Genomic DNA, 15835 nt, shown 5'->3' with positions numbered 1-15835 from the left:
GCCATTGCTCGCACGCGTCTCGTACAAGCAATGGGCGTCGCTTGGCGGGCAGTCTACAGTATCAAGCTGAACCGTGCCTAAAGTGTGCGCAGGATCTCGGTACGGGCTTGCCGTGAGGCCAGCGTATCGACCTGCCAGTGCAGGGCTGCATCGAGCAGGGCAATGGCGACCCTACAACGCTCGGAATCGCTCGGTGGGTCCACGGGCTCGGGCTTACCTGCCACTTCCGCTTCGCCGCGCAGTGCTGCTCGGACCTGCGACTGGTCGAGGCCGGTCGCAGCGATGACGCTGCCGATCAGGCTTGCGGGTATGCGGATCGTGCGCGGTGAGGACGATCGTGGCGGCGCAAGGCGGCCCTGTTCGGCAAGCCGGGCTGCCAGAACCTGTTCGCGACGGCGCAAGTCTGCGGGGATCGTCACTGCGCCCTCGATCCGTGCCGAGCGCAGGAAGTCTACGCAAGCGGCTGGGCTCGCGGTGCTCGCAGCCTGCAACAGATCGAGGCGCAGGCGCGCGGCCTCTTCCAGTTCGCTGCCCTCGAGGCCGTGCGCGGTGAAAAACAGGCGCTGGCGTACGATATCGACGAGAGCCTGCGATGCTTCGCTCTGCGCGTTCGGCGCGCGCATGATGACCTGCAGATTGGCAATCAGGTCCCTGGCAAGATCGTTCTGGCGATCCCAGAGCCAGTCGAGATTGTGGCCCCCGCCGAAGGCCTGCGCGATCGCGGCGTCGGCAGCCTTGTCGATGTCGGCAGGACCCGGGGCATCTTCGGCAAGCGGGATATAGGTCCCGTCCGGGGCGAGGAACTCGGGCTTTTGCCCGAAGTCGATGCGCCACAGCCACAGTCCGAGCAGGAGCAGCCAGCCGACCAGCAGCAGCCCACGCGGCCAGCCCCGCTTCTTTTCCCACGAAGCGACCCGTGCGCTGTCGAGATACTCCTCGACCTCGGGGAAGTGATGGCGAATGCCGGAAAGCAGCCCTGTGATATCGGACGAGGATATCTGCAACCTGCGCCAGAACGGGGCCGCGCCAGGGCGGCGAAGCTCGGTCCAGGCCCGGTGATAACGGTGCCCGCTGTCCTCTACCCGCGAGACGAACCGTAGTCCGCGCAGGCGCTGGCCGATGAAGGCAATGACCGGGCGGGCATCGAAGCGGTCCCATTCGTTTGCCCAGTTGAAGCCTTGGGCGGCTTCCTCGAGCAGGGGCGCACTGCGCGGCCAGCCATTGGCCAGCAGTGCGGCAAGGCGGCCTTCGATGCGGTCATGGCGCGTGACGTCGGCATCGCGCGCCTCGTCGAGGATCGCGTGCATCGCGCGCCTTGCAACCACTTGCGAGGCTTCGTCGAGCGGGTCTTCTCGAAAGCTGCCATCGGGCCGGGTCAGCAGGTCTTCCAGTCGCTCGACCGGTGCCTGGCCGGGGGTCAGGCCGAGGGCAGCCTCGACTTCGCCGTAACCGTCGAGCACCGGCGCGGAGAGGCCGTTGCCGCCCCATGGCAGGGTAAGCGACAGCGCTTCGCCGCGCGCGCTGTCCGCAGCCGCAGGCGTGGACAGGCCGGTAAAGGAGAGCTGCGAATCTCCGTTGGTGGGTCGTGCCGTCAGGGCATCGTCGTAGATCCACTCGCCGGCTAGGTCGGGGGCTGCATGTCCCCAGCGCGATGCGCCCGGGGCTTCGTAGGCCGCAGGTGCCGGTCCTGTGTCGCGTGCGTCCTGAGAGGCATCCCCCTTGCGCATGATGCGGGCCGTGCTGAGCGCGAGATCGCGAGCGCGCCGCAGGGTCGCGAAACCATCGACATCGCTGTCGGGATCCATGGCCTTGATCGCATCGGCATAGGCCTTGCGGATCGCCTTCTGGTCGGTGGTCTCGGCAATGCCCAGAGTCGACCAGGGGAAGGTATCGCTCATAACGGGGCGCTGCCCTCGATCTCGTCGAGCATCCGGTTGAGGCTCTCGCGAGCCTCGGTGATACGGCGCGGGTCCTGCGTATCGAGGGCGCCGTCGAAGCGGGTGATCCAGTGGCCGATCATCTGGCGCATGTCGCCCAGGTGATCTTCGTAGCAGCGCTCCGCACGAGCCCTGAGCGCAACGTTGCCGGCCTCTTCGCGCGGGTGGAACTTGAGCGCGGCAAGCTGCTCGCGGCGCTTTTCGAGCTCGGCGGGGTCGAGGCGGTCTTCCTCGTCGACGATGACGATCGAATGCTGCGTACCGTCGAGCGGAACGTGCACGTCGACTTCGAGCAGGCCGGAGCTGTCGAACGAGAAGCGCACTTCGGCCTCGACTTCGCCGGCGGGGCGTGCGGGGACGGGAATTTCGATGCGGCCCAGCCGCACGTTGCGGGCAACTTCGCGGGCCTCGCCCTGGTAAATCCCGAATTCGATCTTCTTCTGCGCATCGCCCAGCGTCGAATAGGACTGCATCCGGCTGACCGGGACCGGGGTGTTGCGTTCGATGATCGGCGAGAACAGGCCGCGCTGGATGCCGCCGAAACCGTCCTGCTCGGCGACTTCGACCCCCAAGGTGTAGGGACAAACGTCCGTGATGCGGATTTCAGACAGGGCCGCGTCGCGTCCGGCCAGCCCGGCCTGAATCGCAGCGCCCAGCGCGACGGCGTGGTCGGGATGCACGGTGGCATTGGGAAAGCGCCCGAAGAGGCGGGTGATTGCGCGGCGCACTACCGGCATGCGTGTCGCGCCGCCAACGAGCACGATCTCGGACAGTTCGGCAGCGTCGATCTGCGAATCGCGCAAGGCGCGCACGACCGGGTCGCGCAGGCGGTCGAGTAGTGGCTTGCAGGCCGCCTCGAACTCGCTGTCGGTGACCATGGTCGCCATGCGCCGGTTGTCGAGCACGAGCGCGAACTCGGCTTCGCTCGATGTGCTCAGCGCCTTGCGGCAATCCTGCGCGGCGCGGCTCAGGAGGGCATCGCGCTGCTCTGCGGGCAGGACGTCGAGCAGGCGGTCGGGATCGAGGCGCGGGCGCACCAGCGTCGCCAATGCGGCGTCGAAGTCGTCGCCTCCGAGGCGGTTGTCTCCGGCCGAGGCACGCACCTCGACAATGCCCTCGAACATTTCGACGATCGAGACGTCGAAGGTTCCGCCGCCAAGGTCGAAGACGAGAAACGGCTCGCGGTCACCCTTGTCGGCAAGCCCGAAGGCCAGCGCAGCCGCGGTCGGCTCGTTGATCAGGCGGGTAACACGCAGGCCCGCCAGCTCGCCCGCCTTGCGCGTGGCCTTGCGCTGGCGGTCGTTGAAATAGGCGGGTACCGTAATCACCGCTTCGGTGGCGCGCTGCCCGCACTGCGCTTCGACATCGGCGACGAGTGCGCCGAGCACGAGCGCGGACAGATCCTCGGCGCGATAGAGCGAACCGCCCAGCGAGGCGGTTGCCGCCGTGCCGATCAGTCGCTTGAAGCTGGTCGCGGTATCCTGCGGGGCAATCGCCAGCCGGTCGAGTGCCGGGGTGCCCAGCCAGACCTGATCTTCTGCATCGATGCTGACTGCCGAGGGCGTGAGCAGCGCGCCCAGCGCGTTGGGCACGAGCCGGGCCTCGCCGCCGTCCCAGACGGCGACGGCGCTGTTGGTGGTCCCGAGGTCAATCCCGATCAGCATTCGATCTGCAGCATGTGAATGGGCGTTTCCTGTCGATGTGCACACGTTGACCGTCGAAGGCACGCGCCCTCGCGTCAGCAGGGAGCCGTGCACAGGCGTTGATTAGCCGCAAGCCGTCCGCAGCAAAAGCGCGAACTTGCCGGCGGCTCCATCAATCGGACAAATTTCCTTTTCGACGGGTGGCTTAGCGCGTGCTGGCGCGGGTCACGACGCGCGGTTCCATCACCAGGCTCTCGGCTTCGCTGTTGTCGATAAGGGCCTTGAGCCGTTCGACCATGGCGCGGGCACCGGCGTGGATTTCCTGACGGATGGTCGTGAGGGGAGGGTGCGTCTGGGCCGAGAGGGGCAGATCGTCGAAGCCGATCACCTGAACCTCGACGGGCACCTGATGGCCGTTCTCGAACAGCACGCGCAGCGCGCCCATCGCGATGAGGTCGGAAGCGGCGATGATGCCATCGTATTCGGAGCCGCTGCCATAGCCCAGGGCGGCCGCGACTTCGTCGGCCATTTCCTCGTCGGCGAGGTGCACCGGGATATGGGTGATGCCAATGCCCGCTCGCGCAGCTTCCTGCCTGGCACCCTCGAAGCGGATCGCTATCTCGATGCCGGTGGTCGAGCCGAGAAAGGCCAGGCGCCGCGCGCCGCCATCGATCAGCTTGCGCGCGGCCATTCGTCCGCCTGCAGCATTGTCGGTGCCGACCACGCAATGGGTCTGTCCTGTGCGGTATTGTCCCCAGACCACCATCGGGCGGTAATTCGCGGCGACCCGCTCGATGGTGTCGAACTGGTCGGACTGGCCGATGACGATGACCCCGTCGACCATGCCCGAGCCGGTCATGCGCTCAAGCCAGTCGCTGGTGTGATCGGGAATGGCACGGCTGAGCATGAGGTCGTAGCCGCTCTCGGTCAGCTCGTCGGCGAGTGCACCGAGCAGGGTGAGGAAGAACGGGTCGGATACGTGCTGGCGCTTGTCGTGGCCGAGCGGGATGACGACTCCGATAACGCCGGTGCGGCGCGAGCGAAGTTTACTTGCCATTTGATTGGGTCGAAACCCGTATTCGCGCGCAAGCTTTTGTATTCTTTCGCGAGTTTCCGTGTTTACGAGCGATTTTCCCGCGAGGGCACGCGAAACGGTGCCGGCGGATACACCGGCGATACGGGCGAGGTCGGCGAGGGTGCGAACCTCGACTGTGGTTTTGGAGCGAGCAAGGGTGCTCTGCTCGCCGCTATTGTCTTGTGCTTTGTCCACCATGGTTAGCGCTACTACCAAACGATTGTGTGCACGGGTAGCCATCCTCGGCGAAATACACAGCTTGTTACCGGTTGTTGAACAAGGGCCTCCCAAGGTCAAGGAAAAGCGTCGATAATGCCCCTGCCAGCATCACGAATCCGGCCAGCGTGACGACCCTCGCGGGATGCTCTGCGAGGATCAGGTCGTATACAAGCGGCATGGTGGCCGACTCGATGAACATCGGGACGACGATGAACATGTTGAAGATGCCCATGTAGACACCGTTACGGCCCGGCGGGATCGCTTCGGCAAGCATCGCGTAGGTGTTGCCCATCAGGCCGGCCCAACCCAGTCCTATTCCGCTCGCGAGGAGGAGCACGGCGGGCAGCGATGTGGCCTGGGGTATCGCCAGCATCGCCAGCCCTGCAGCGGCGAGGCAGCCGACATGGGCGTTGCGGGTGCCGATACGCCGGACCAAAGGGATCAGCGCGAGCGCGGCGACGAAGGCAACCGCATTGTAGACCATGCCCATCTGCTGGGCGGTCAGGATCGCCGCGTTGTAACCGGGAGAGAGTGCGTCGCGGGTTCCGTGCAGGCTCTCGGCAATGGCATCGACGATGAACTGCCAATAGGCGAACATGGCGAACCACTGGCACAGCATCGGCAGGGCCAGCATGCGCATTGCGCGCGGCATGTCGCGGATGGCATGCACGAGTTCGCGCCATGCCGGGGGGCGGCTATGGTCGATGGGGGCATCGAGCGAGCTGCCCTCGGGCACGCGCCAGAGCGAGTAGATGATCGTGGAGGCGACGATGATCGCACCAGCGACGAAGGCGACACGTACGATGACGGGCAGGCCGTTGGCATCGCGTGCCTGCGCATCGACGAACAGCGCGACCAGCGAGGGCAGGGCGTAGGAGAGCGTTTGCGAAAGCCCGGTGAAGGCGCTCTGCACAAGATAGCCGCTTGCACGGCGTTCGGGCGGCAGGCTGTCCGCAACATAGGCGCGGTAGGGCTCGAGCGTCATGTTGTTTGCGGCATCGAGCAGCCACAGCAGCGATGCCGCGATCCACAAGGCGCTGGAGTAGGGCATGGCTAAGAGACCTAGCGAAGAGAGCGCGGCTCCCACGAGCATGTAGGGTGTGCGTCGTCCGAGACGGCTGCGGGTGCGGTCGGAGAGCACTCCGACGAGCGGCTGGACGACGAGCCCGGTCACCGGCCCCGCGATCCACAGCAAGGGCAGCAGCGCGCCACTTGCACCGAGCGTGCGGAAAATCGGGCTCGAATTGGCGATCTGCAGGCCGAACGCCAGTTGCAGCCCGAAAAAGCCCACATTCATTTCAATAATGCGCAAGAGCGAGGGACTTCGCCCGGCAGCCGTTTCCATGGCGCTCTCCCCGCAGGGAACTCGAGCCGCCCTGTCGGCCTTGTCCGCTGCCCAACCTTCGTCCGCTGCCCAATCGTCCTGTTTGTCTTTTGGCCAAAAATCGCGTGGGCAGGCCATTTACGACCGACCGTCGTTTTGCTTCGGGCGAGACCGGCATTGCACAGCGACGCGAAACGCGCAATCCGCAGGCTTGCTGAGGCGGCGTTGAACGCGCACGAAAGGGAACGGGTATGCACAGGCTGGCAGGGGTCGAACTGGGCGGGACCAAGACCGTTGTGGTGCTTGGCCGACCCGGTCGGATAGACGAGCGGATCACGCTGGAAACGACGTCGCCCGATGAAACGCTCGGCGGTGCGCTCGAAGTCATCCAGCGCTGGCAGGAACGCTCGCCGATCGATGCGCTGGGGATCGCGAGCTTCGGCCCGATCCGCGTTGCGCGCGCCGCACCAGATCACGGCAGGATGCTCGATACGCCCAAGCCCGGGTGGGCAGGGGCAGCGGTATTCGATCTGTTCGCCGCTGGCCTGTCATGTCCCATCGCACTCGATACTGACGTCAACGCTGCCGCGCTTGCCGAGTATCGGCTCGGTGCAGCGCGCGGCTGTAGTTCGCTGGTCTACATCACCATCGGTACCGGGCTGGGCGGCGGCGTGCTCGTCGAGGGGCATCCGGCCCACGGACTGATGCATCCAGAGATCGGTCATTTGCGCCTGCGCCGCGCGCCGGGTGACGGCTTCGGTGGGGCCTGCCGCTTTCATGGCGACTGTATCGAGGGTCTGGTGAGCGGGCCCGCGCTCGCGGCAAGGCTGGGTTGCCATCCGGGCGAAGTGGCGGCTGACGATCCGCGCTGGGAGCCGGTCGCGCAAGATCTGGCGCAGCTGTTCGCGCACCTCCTGCTGACGCTTTCGCCGCAGCGGATCGTCGTCGGGGGAGGGGTGAGCGCTCGCCAGCCGCATCTCCTGGCGATGGCGCGAGAGCGGGTTCCCGAAATGCTCGCTGGTTACCTGCCCGACTGCACGGACGAGGCGCTGGCGCGGATCATCGTCCCGCCTGTGCTGGGTGAGGATGCCGGACCGATGGGGGCGCTGGAGGTCGCGTCCCGGGCGCTGTAGGCGCGCCCGGGAGCTAGTTTTCTTCGCTTAGAGCGAGCCGATGGCGAGGAAGCGGTCCTCACGTTGGCGCACGAGCGCGGCAGAGCTGAGCGGGCGCAGCGCGTCGAGTTCGCGGCCGATCGCGCGAGCGAGGGCTGCTGCGGTCGCCTCGGGGTCGCGGTGCGCGCCGCCGAGCGGTTCGGCGACGATGCCGTCGATCACGTTGAGCTCGTGCAGGTCCTGTGCGGTGACCTTCATCGCGGTCGCCGCATCGGCAGCCTTCTCGGGGGTGCGCCACAGGATCGAGGAGGCACCCTCGGGCGAGATCACCGAATAGACCGAATGCTCGAGCATGAGCACCTTGTTGGCAGCGGCAATGGCGATTGCCCCGCCCGAACCGCCTTCGCCCACGATCGCTGCCACCATCGGCACGCCGAGCGCGAGGCAGGCCTCGGTCGAGCGGGCGATGGCCTCGGCCTGGCCGCGCTCCTCGGCCTCGATCCCCGGGAACGCGCCCGCGGTGTCGACGAGGGTGACAACCGGCAGGCCGAACCGCGAGGCCATTTCCATCAGGCGGATCGCCTTGCGGTAGCCCTCGGGCTTGGCCATGCCGAAGTTGTGCTTGATGCGCGTGGCGGTGTCGTTGCCCTTCTCGTGGCCGATCAGCATGACGCGTCGGTCACCCAGACGGGCAAAGCCGCCCTGGATCGCCGAATCCTCGCCATAGAGACGATCGCCGCCGAGCGGCACGAAGTCGGTGAAGGCGAGCTTCACGTAGTCGACGAAGTGCGGGCGCAGCGGGTGGCGGGCGACCTGCGTCTTCTGCCAAGGCGTCAACTTGGAGTAGCTCGAGGCGAGCATCGCCTGGCTCTTGTCGGAGAGCTTGGCGATCTCGGTCTCGATGTCGAGGTCCGAGCCGTCGGCCGTCTTGCGCAGTTCCTCGATGCGGGCATCGAGTTCTGCTATCGGCTTTTCGAAGTCGAGGTAGGATTTCATAGGTCTGTCTTCCCGGGCCTCAGTCCGTGGTGCCGGCTGCTGCGCGCTTGGCCAGCCATTCCTCGAGCCACTTGATGGTGTAGGCGCCTTCGTTGAACTCGGCATCCTCGACCAGCGCCTGGTGCAGCGGGATCGAGGTCTTGACGCCGTCGATCACCATTTCGCCCAGCGCGCGCTTGAGGCGCATGATCGCGCCTGCGCGGGTACGGCCCGAGACGATCAGCTTGCCGATCATCGAATCGTAGTAGGGCGGAATGCGGTAGCCGGCATAGAGCCCGCTATCGACGCGCACGTTCATGCCGCCAGCCGCGTGGTAGCTGGTGACCGCGCCCGGCGAGGGGGTGAAGTTCCAGGGATCTTCCGCGTTGATGCGGCACTCGATGGCGTGACCCTTGAACTCGATCTCTTCCTGCTTGAACGAGAGCGGCTTGCCGTCGGCAATGCGAATCTGTTCGCGCACGAGGTCGACGCCGGTGATGGCCTCGGTGACCGGGTGCTCCACCTGGAGACGGGTGTTCATCTCGATGAAGTAGAACTCGCCGTTTTCCCAGAGGAACTCGATGGTGCCGGCGCCGCGATAGCCCATGTCGGCCATCGCCTTCGAGACGATGCCGCCCATGCGGTCGCGCTCTTCGGGCGTGATGACGGGCGAGGGGGCTTCCTCGAGGACCTTCTGGTGGCGGCGCTGGAGCGAGCAGTCGCGCTCGCCAAGATGAACGGCATTGCCTTCACCATCGCCGAAGACCTGGAACTCGATATGGCGCGGGTTGCCGAGGTACTTTTCCATGTAGACGGTGGCATCGCCGAAGGCAGCGGCTGCCTCCGAACGGGCCTGGCCCATCTGGCTCTGGAGCTCCTCGGCGGTGTTGACCACCTTCATGCCGCGACCACCGCCGCCCGAAGCGGCCTTGATGATCACGGGATAGCCGATCTGTTCGGCCAGCACGCTGGCTTCCTCGAAGTCCTCGATCGCGCCGTCCGACCCTGGAACCAGCGGCAGGCCCAGTTCACCCGCGGTACGCTTGGCCGCGACCTTGTCGCCCATCGTGCGGATGTGCTCGGGCTTGGGGCCGACCCACTTGATGCCGTGGCTCTCGACGATCTCGGCGAAGCGCGCGTTTTCGGAGAGGAAGCCATAGCCCGGGTGGATCGCGTCGGCGTCGGTGATCTCGGCGGCAGCGATGATCGCGGCTACGTTGAGGTAGCTGTCCTTGGCCGAAGGCGGGCCGATGCAGACCGCATGGTCGGCGAGGCGCACGTGCATCGCATCGGCATCGGCGGTCGAGTGGACCGCGACGGTCTCGATGCCCATCTCGTGCGCGGCACGGTGGATGCGCAGCGCGATCTCGCCGCGGTTGGCAATCAGAAGGCGGGAAATACCCATGGAAACGTCCGTCCTCAGCCGATCACGACGAGCGGCTGATCGAATTCGATCGGCTGCTGGTTCTCGATGAGGATGGCCTTGACCGTGCCCGACTTGGGCGCGGTGATCGGGTTCATCACCTTCATTGCCTCGACGATCAGCAGCGTGTCGCCTTCGTTCACGCTCTTACCGACCGCGATGAAGTTGGCCGCACCCGGCTCGGGGGCGAGGTAGGCGGTGCCGACCATCGGCGACTTCACGGCATCGACCGGAACTTCGGGCGCGCTCGCTTCGGCGGCCGGAGCGGGGGCGGCTGCCGGGGCAGCGGCGGGCGCCGCCATCGGTGCGGCGGCGGGCAGGCTCGCGGTCATCTGCTGGATCATCTGGCGGCAGACGCGGATCTTGCGATCACCGTCCTCGACCTCGATTTCCGAGAGGCCGGTTTCCGCCAGCAGCTCTGCGAGCTCGCGGACAAGGGCGCTATCGATATTCACTGGGCTTCCTTTCGTTCAAGGTATCCGAGCAGCGTGGCCAGCGTGGCCTTGAGGTCCTTGCGGTGAACGACCATGTCGACCATGCCATGGTCGTACAGGTATTCCGCGCGCTGGAAGCCGTCGGGAAGTTTTTCGCGGATGGTGTCCTGGATCACGCGCTGGCCGGCAAAGCCGACGAGAGCACCCGGTTCGGCGATCTGGACGTCGCCGAGCATGGCATAGCTCGCGGTCACGCCGCCGGTGGTGGGATCGGTCAGGACGACGATGTAGGGCAGTCCGGCCGCGGCGAGGCGGCGCGTGGCAACCGTGGTCTTGGGCATCTGCATGAGCGAGAGGATACCCTCCTGCATGCGCGCGCCGCCAGCCGCGGTGCAGATGACGTAGGCGCACTTTTCGGCGATGGCGCGCTCGACACCGGCGACGAAGGCCGCGCCGACCGCCATGCCCATCGAGCCGCCCATGAACTTGAAGTCCTGGACGCCGAGCACTGCCTTGTGGCCGTCGATCTTGCCCAGCGCATTGGTCAGCGCGTCGGGGAAGGGGTTGGCGGCGCGGGCAGCCTTGAGGCGATCCGTATACTTCTTCGTGTCGCGAAAGTTCAGCGGGTTTTCCACGACCTCGGGGGTCGCGAGCACCGAAAACCCTTCATCGAGGAGCGCCTCGAAGCGGCTCGGCGCGGTCAGGCGGCCATGATAGTCGCAACGCGGGCACACCGAGAGGTTGGCCTCGAACTCCTGGGCGAACAGCATCTCGCTGCAGCTCGGGCACTTGATCCAGAGGTTGTCGGGGGTGTCACGCTTCTTCAGGCTAAAAACCGAATTGCGGACCTTGCTCAGCCAACTCATGCGACGTTCGTACCAATCTCTTTGAAAATACCATGCCCGGCCATCGACGATGCAACCGGCGGGTGCGGGACTGCGTTGTGTTCTCCGCCCGCCGTCAGCCCATCGACCCTGTGCGAGGCGGGTCCGTTTAGGGGAAGTACACCGTGCCTAGCAAGCCAAATTGGCCCGCAGGTGCGCCGAGCGGGGTGCAAACGGCTGTTGTCCCGTGTTTACGGGGCGTCGCTTCCTATGGAGAATGTATACGCAAGGTGTCGGGGATGTGACGGCATCGCCTTGTTGCAGGGCTCGGTGTCGAACCATCCATCGAGCCCGGTCGGCCCTTCGTCGAGCGCTCGGGCATAGGCGGTCCGGTTTTGCTTGTAGTGGCCCGCCGCGAAACCTAGATTGTTCCTGTTTTGACGGGTTTTACTGAGGACGAGGACACTATCCATGGCTGTTGCGACCGACCTGGCCGAGGCGGAAGAGTTGAAGCTCACTCCGCCCGATCCCGTGCCGACCGTTCAGCCTGAAAAGGCTGCCGGACTAGTTCCGGTCGACGAGGAGAAGAAGTCCAAGCTGCAGGTTCGCGTCGACGAATTCGTCACCGATCTTGTCGGTCAGGACTCCAATTCTCCCGAATTCGGTCGCCGGGTCGACCAGATTACCAACATGGGGCGCAAGGAGATCGCCGAGGTCTCGGGACACTCCAACCGCTTCCTTGATCGCCCGATCCGCGCGATGGACAAGGATAGCGGTGTCGGCGCCGACCTTGCCGAGCTGCGCCGCACCGTCGAGGACCTCGATCCCTCGACCAAGGGTGACCTGCTCTCGAAGCGCAAACTCTTTGGAATCATTCCCTTCGGCTCGAAACTTCGCAATTACTTCGAAGGCTACCAGAGCGCGCAGGGCCACATTTCGGCGATCCTCACCCGTTTGCAGAACGGCAAGGACGAGCTGCTGATGGACAATGCCGCGATCGACGTCGAGCGGCAGAACCTGTGGGCCTCGCTCGGCAAGCTCGAGCAGATGATCTGGATGTCCAAGGCGCTCGACAGCGCGCTGGAAGAAAAGGCGGCCGATCTCGACCACACCGATCCGGCCAAGGCCAAGGCGGTGCGCGAGAGCGCGCTGTTTTACGTGCGCCAGCGTACGCAGGACCTGCTCACGCAGATGGCGGTCTCGGTGCAGGGCTACCTCGCGCTCGATCTCGTCAAGAAGAACAACGTCGAGCTGATCAAGGGTGTCGACCGCGCCTCGACCACGACCGTGGGCGCGCTGCGCACTGCGGTAACGGTCGCGCAGGCCATGGCCAACCAGCGCCTCGTGCTCGACCAGATCACCGCGCTCAACACCACGACCGCCAACATCATCGAGGGCACCGGCCAGATGATGAAGGACAACTCGGCGCGCATCCATGAGCAGGCCTCGAGCGCGACGATCCCGCTCGAGACGCTCAGCCGCGCCTTCCAGAATATCTACGACACGATGGATTCGATCGACACCTTCAAGCTCAAGGCGCTCGACTCGATGAAGCAGACGGTCGACTCGCTCGAGGGCGAGATCGACAAGTCGAAGGCCTATATCGCCCGCGCGCAGGGGCAGAGCGAGGGGCTTGCGCAGGGCGACAGCGCTGCCGCCAAGGACCTGCTCACCTCGCTCGGCAGCGAATGAGGGACTGAGGCGAGATGGCACAGGTTCCCGCGCGGCGGGTTTCGAGCGAGATCGTGAGGGCCGCGCGCCGGCAACGTGCGGCGCGGCTATACAATGCGCGCAAGGAGCGCTGGGCCTACCGGATGCGCCGGTTGCGCCGCGCGTTTCTCGCGCTCTGCGCCATCGTCATCGCTTCGGTCGGGGCGGGGATCGTCCTGGGCGGTCTGTCGGACGGCACCTGGCTGCTGACCATGTTGCTTGGCTTTCTCGTGTTCATGGTGCTCTCGATCTATCCTTCGGTGCCGCGTCCGCGCCAGGGCGACCTGCACGATGCGAGCCTTGCCGAACTGGCAGGGTCGACCGAACTGTGGCTCGAATCCAAGCGCCGCGCGCTGCCCAACGCTGCGATCGATGCCATCGACATGATCGGCGTGCGCCTCGAGCAGCTCTCGCCGCAGCTCGCGAGCGTCGATGAAAGCGGCCCTGCCGCGCGCGAGGTGCGCAAGCTGCTCTCCGAGCACCTGCCGGGCCTCGTCGACAGCTATACGCGCATTCCCCCTTCGCTGCGCAGCAAGCCGGGCGTGAGCGGCGACAGTCCCTCCGAGCAGTTGATCGACGGGCTTTGCGTCATCTCCGACGAGATCGAGGCGATGAGCCAGGATCTCTCCAAGGGCGACGTGGACGCGCTGGCGACGCGCAACCGCTTCCTCGAGACCAAGTATCTCGATGCCCGCGGCAACGGCGGCGCGCGGGGACGCTGATGCTCGACCTGGTCACGCAGGCGCAGAACCTGCCGTTCTCGGTCGCGATCGGCGTCGTCGCGATGCTGGCGGTGTTCCAGTTCGTCGGGCTGGGAGACCTGCTCGGCGGTGATACCGACGTCGATCTCGACCTCGATACCGATGGCGAGCTGGCGCTCGACAGCGGGTTGCTCTCGCTCATTGGGCTGGGCCGGGTGCCGTTCATTGTCTGGCTCATGGTTCTGCTGAGCGTCTTCGGCGTGATCGGCTTTGCCGCGCAGGAATTTCTCGAGAGCCTGACCGGGGCGCCCTGGACGCCCTGGCTCGTGGGTCCGGCCGCCGGTGTCGTCGCACTCCCGGTGACGGGCGCGATATCGCGTCCGCTTGGTCGGCTGCTCCCCAAGGACGAGACCACGGCCGTCGACCGCGCTTCGCTCGTCGGGCGTCAGGCGCAGATCGTGATCGGCACGGCGAGGCAAGGCTCTCCAGCCCGCGCCAGTGTGACGGATCACTTCGGGCAGGTCCATTACGTCATGCTCGAACCGGACAATGCGGGCCAGACCTTCGAACAGGGCGAGCGGGTGCTGATCGTGCGGCGCGAGGGCGAGTTGTTCAAGGCCATCGCGCGCGGCGACCATTATCTGCCCCGTCTCGACTGAAAACGCCCGGGCGGTCTTTCTTCGCAGTGGACCGCCAGCGCCTCGACGGTGCCGCGCCAGCCAGTTAGCCCGTAAGCAAAATACGGGAGAATGCGATGCCGGGAAATTCCCTCTTTAAGGCCGCTGCTGCGAGCACGCTTTCTGTCACTCTGGCTTGCCTGCTTTCCGGATGCGCGCCCGGTTCGGCAGTGCAGGCGACAGCGTCCCGCCCGCAAGCTGCAGGGCCCTTCGCGACGATCGCGCAGATCGCCGAGGTCGATGCCCGGTTCCAGTCCTATAACGTCGAGATGGTAGAGGTTACCGGCGGGCGCTTCTGGGCCCCCTATGGCGGCCCGGCCGACGAGGTTTACCGCATGCGCGGTCCCGCCGATCTCACCGATACGAAGCTACGCGCGCTCGCCCGCGCGCTTGGCCCCGTCTATATGCGTGTCAGCGGAACTTGGGCCAATTCAACCTACATCCCGGCCGAAGGCGAGACCCTGGCCGAACCGCCTGAAGGGTTCAATCAGGTGCTCACGCGCGAGCAATGGCGCGGTGTCGTTGACTTCTCCCGGGCGGTTGAGGCGCAGATCGTCACTTCGTTTCCGGTCAGTCCCGGTGCGCGCGATGCAGAGGGTGTCTGGCGTACGCAACAGGCCCAGCGCCTGCTCGACCTGACGCGCGAGGCTGGCGGCCAGATCGCCGCTGCCGAATTCTACAACGAGCCCAATGCCTCGATGGTCGGCGGCCTGCCCAAGGGATATGATGCTTCCGATTATGCCCGCGATTTCGCGATCTTCGACAAGTGGGTGCGCAAGGCCGCGCCGCAGATGATCGTTCTGGGCCCCGGTAGCGTGGGCGAGGGGGCATTGGCCTCCGCGCCAGTCAACGGGGTGAGTGGGTTGATCCGCTCGCAGGACATGCTTGCTGCCAACCCCGGGCGGCTCGACGCTGTCTCCTATCATTTCTATGGCGAAGTATCCCAGCGTTGTGGTGCGCGGCGCGGGACGAGTGCGCAGAAAGCGGAGGCGCTGAGCCCCGAATGGCTCGACCTGACGCTGCGCGAGCATGACTACTATGCCGGGCTGCGCGACCGTTTCGAGCCGGGCGATCCCATGTGGGTAACCGAGACCGCGCAGGCGGCTTGTGGGGGCAGCCCATGGGCGGCGAGCTTTCTCGACAGTTTCCGGTACGTGAACCAGCTCGGGCTGCTTGCGCAAAAGGGCGTGAAGGTGGTCATGCACAACACCCTAGCGGCATCCGATTACGCGCTGATTGACGGCGACACGCTCGTGCCCCGGCCTAATTACTGGGTGGCTGTCCTGTGGCGCCGTGTCATGGGCACCGGCGTGCTGGCACCGCCCGAGACCTCGGCTGAGGACCTGCGCCTCTACGCTCATTGTCTTGCTGGAGCACCGGGCGGGGTGGGGCTGGTGGCGATCAACCTGGGTGACGAGGCGCGCACCGTGCCGACCGGGACGCCGACGCAGGTCTGGACCTTGCAGGCGGCCTCGCTCGACAGCGGTGCAGTAACCGTGAACGGGCACAGTCCGGGGCTTGCCGAGGACGGGACCCTGACAGGACTGAACCCAATTTCCTCGGGCGACACCATTGCGGTGCCCGGCAAGACCATCGTCTTTGCGGCGCTCCCTGAGGCTGGCAACAGTGCCTGCCTCAAGGGGCCCGCATAGAGGCGTCGGCCAGACGGGGCCGGATAGTTTCCAGATGCAATCGACTCGCAACTATCCGGTTTTCCTGTTCAAGCGATTTCCCTATCTATATGAATATCCGCACAGACACGATGAACTTCAGAGCGGGGC

Annotated in this window: 13 protein-coding genes; 5 read left to right on the top strand and 8 right to left on the bottom strand. The window is 65.7% G+C overall.

Annotation, left to right across the window (positions count from 1 at the left end):
* Positions 1-77: 77 nt before the first annotated feature.
* The 4 genes from I5E68_RS13815 to I5E68_RS13800 all read right to left on the bottom strand — a co-directional run bounded on the left by I5E68_RS13815 (position 78) and on the right by I5E68_RS13800 (position 6219).
* Positions 78-1898, bottom strand: coding sequence for a hypothetical protein (locus I5E68_RS13815; RefSeq protein WP_197165048.1), 1821 nt, complete (start codon positions 1896-1898; stop codon positions 78-80).
* Entirely contained in the window at positions 1895-3601 is a 1707-nt protein-coding gene (locus I5E68_RS13810) for an Hsp70 family protein (RefSeq protein WP_197165046.1), read from the bottom strand. Before I5E68_RS13810 ends, I5E68_RS13815 begins: the two co-directional genes overlap by 4 nt.
* A gap of 184 nt (positions 3602-3785) precedes the next feature.
* The gene (locus tag I5E68_RS13805) at positions 3786-4853 is read right to left on the bottom strand and encodes a LacI family DNA-binding transcriptional regulator (RefSeq protein ID WP_197165044.1); all 1068 of its coding nucleotides are present in this window, start codon (positions 4851-4853) and stop codon (positions 3786-3788) included.
* Between the two features lie 64 nt (positions 4854-4917).
* Complete coding sequence (locus I5E68_RS13800; RefSeq protein WP_197165042.1) at positions 4918-6219, bottom strand: MFS transporter; 1302 nt, start codon at positions 6217-6219, stop codon at positions 4918-4920.
* 230 nt (positions 6220-6449) lie between these two features.
* Here I5E68_RS13800 and I5E68_RS13795 point away from each other — a divergent pair, with 230 nt between their 5' ends.
* Positions 6450-7331: an ROK family protein gene (locus I5E68_RS13795; protein ID WP_197165040.1), complete on the top strand. Its 882-nt coding sequence runs from the start codon at positions 6450-6452 to the stop codon at positions 7329-7331.
* A 27-nt stretch (positions 7332-7358) separates the two neighbouring features.
* Here the strand turns inward: I5E68_RS13795 and I5E68_RS13790 are convergent, their stop codons facing one another.
* The 4 genes from I5E68_RS13790 to accD are packed head-to-tail and all read right to left on the bottom strand — an operon-like array spanning position 7359 to position 11008.
* Entirely contained in the window at positions 7359-8306 is a 948-nt protein-coding gene (locus I5E68_RS13790) for an acetyl-CoA carboxylase carboxyltransferase subunit alpha (protein WP_197165038.1), read from the bottom strand.
* A gap of 19 nt (positions 8307-8325) precedes the next feature.
* Positions 8326-9690: an acetyl-CoA carboxylase biotin carboxylase subunit gene (gene accC, locus I5E68_RS13785; RefSeq protein WP_197165036.1), complete on the bottom strand. Its 1365-nt coding sequence runs from the start codon at positions 9688-9690 to the stop codon at positions 8326-8328.
* 14 nt (positions 9691-9704) lie between these two features.
* Positions 9705-10163, bottom strand: coding sequence for an acetyl-CoA carboxylase biotin carboxyl carrier protein (gene accB, locus I5E68_RS13780; RefSeq protein ID WP_197165034.1), 459 nt, complete (start codon positions 10161-10163; stop codon positions 9705-9707).
* A complete protein-coding gene (accD, locus tag I5E68_RS13775; protein WP_197165032.1) occupies positions 10160-11008 on the bottom strand; it encodes an acetyl-CoA carboxylase, carboxyltransferase subunit beta in 849 nt (282 codons plus the stop codon). Before accD ends, accB begins: the two co-directional genes overlap by 4 nt.
* A gap of 429 nt (positions 11009-11437) precedes the next feature.
* On the opposite strand from accD, the gene I5E68_RS13770 reads away from it, so the two are divergent.
* The 4 genes from I5E68_RS13770 to I5E68_RS13755 all read left to right on the top strand — a co-directional run bounded on the left by I5E68_RS13770 (position 11438) and on the right by I5E68_RS13755 (position 15706).
* A complete protein-coding gene (locus tag I5E68_RS13770; protein WP_197165031.1) occupies positions 11438-12658 on the top strand; it encodes a toxic anion resistance protein in 1221 nt (406 codons plus the stop codon).
* A 14-nt stretch (positions 12659-12672) separates the two neighbouring features.
* Positions 12673-13398 carry a hypothetical protein gene (locus I5E68_RS13765; protein WP_197165030.1) on the top strand — a complete coding sequence of 242 codons (726 nt, stop codon included), beginning with the start codon at positions 12673-12675 and terminating at the stop codon, positions 13396-13398.
* Entirely contained in the window at positions 13398-14036 is a 639-nt protein-coding gene (locus I5E68_RS13760) for a YqiJ family protein (protein ID WP_197165029.1), read from the top strand. Before I5E68_RS13765 ends, I5E68_RS13760 begins: the two co-directional genes overlap by 1 nt.
* A 95-nt stretch (positions 14037-14131) precedes the next feature.
* Positions 14132-15706, top strand: a complete 1575-nt coding sequence (locus I5E68_RS13755) for a hypothetical protein (protein WP_197165028.1) — start codon at positions 14132-14134, stop codon at positions 15704-15706.
* Positions 15707-15835: the final 129 nt, after the last annotated feature.

The sequence above is a fragment of the Novosphingobium aureum genome, assembly GCF_015865035.1.
Lineage (GTDB): Bacteria > Pseudomonadota > Alphaproteobacteria > Sphingomonadales > Sphingomonadaceae > Novosphingobium > Novosphingobium aureum.
Note: the sequence above shows the minus strand (reverse complement) of the source record. Positions and strands in the feature narration are given on the sequence as shown.

Excerpts from the sequence above, each read along its gene's own strand:
- I5E68_RS13815 (WP_197165048.1), bottom strand. The coding sequence starts at position 1,898 with ATGAGCGATACCTTCCCCTGGTCGACTCTGGGCATTGCCGAGACCACC.
- I5E68_RS13810 (WP_197165046.1), bottom strand. The coding sequence starts at position 3,601 with ATGCTGATCGGGATTGACCTCGGGACCACCAACAGCGCCGTCGCCGTC.
- I5E68_RS13805 (WP_197165044.1), bottom strand. The coding sequence starts at position 4,853 with ATGGTGGACAAAGCACAAGACAATAGCGGCGAGCAGAGCACCCTTGCT.
- I5E68_RS13800 (WP_197165042.1), bottom strand. The coding sequence starts at position 6,219 with ATGGAAACGGCTGCCGGGCGAAGTCCCTCGCTCTTGCGCATTATTGAA.
- I5E68_RS13795 (WP_197165040.1), top strand. The coding sequence starts at position 6,450 with ATGCACAGGCTGGCAGGGGTCGAACTGGGCGGGACCAAGACCGTTGTG.
- I5E68_RS13790 (WP_197165038.1), bottom strand. The coding sequence starts at position 8,306 with ATGAAATCCTACCTCGACTTCGAAAAGCCGATAGCAGAACTCGATGCC.
- accC (WP_197165036.1), bottom strand. The coding sequence starts at position 9,690 with ATGGGTATTTCCCGCCTTCTGATTGCCAACCGCGGCGAGATCGCGCTG.
- accD (WP_197165032.1), bottom strand. The coding sequence starts at position 11,008 with ATGAGTTGGCTGAGCAAGGTCCGCAATTCGGTTTTTAGCCTGAAGAAG.
- I5E68_RS13770 (WP_197165031.1), top strand. The coding sequence starts at position 11,438 with ATGGCTGTTGCGACCGACCTGGCCGAGGCGGAAGAGTTGAAGCTCACT.
- I5E68_RS13765 (WP_197165030.1), top strand. The coding sequence starts at position 12,673 with ATGGCACAGGTTCCCGCGCGGCGGGTTTCGAGCGAGATCGTGAGGGCC.
- I5E68_RS13760 (WP_197165029.1), top strand. The coding sequence starts at position 13,398 with ATGCTCGACCTGGTCACGCAGGCGCAGAACCTGCCGTTCTCGGTCGCG.
- I5E68_RS13755 (WP_197165028.1), top strand. The coding sequence starts at position 14,132 with ATGCCGGGAAATTCCCTCTTTAAGGCCGCTGCTGCGAGCACGCTTTCT.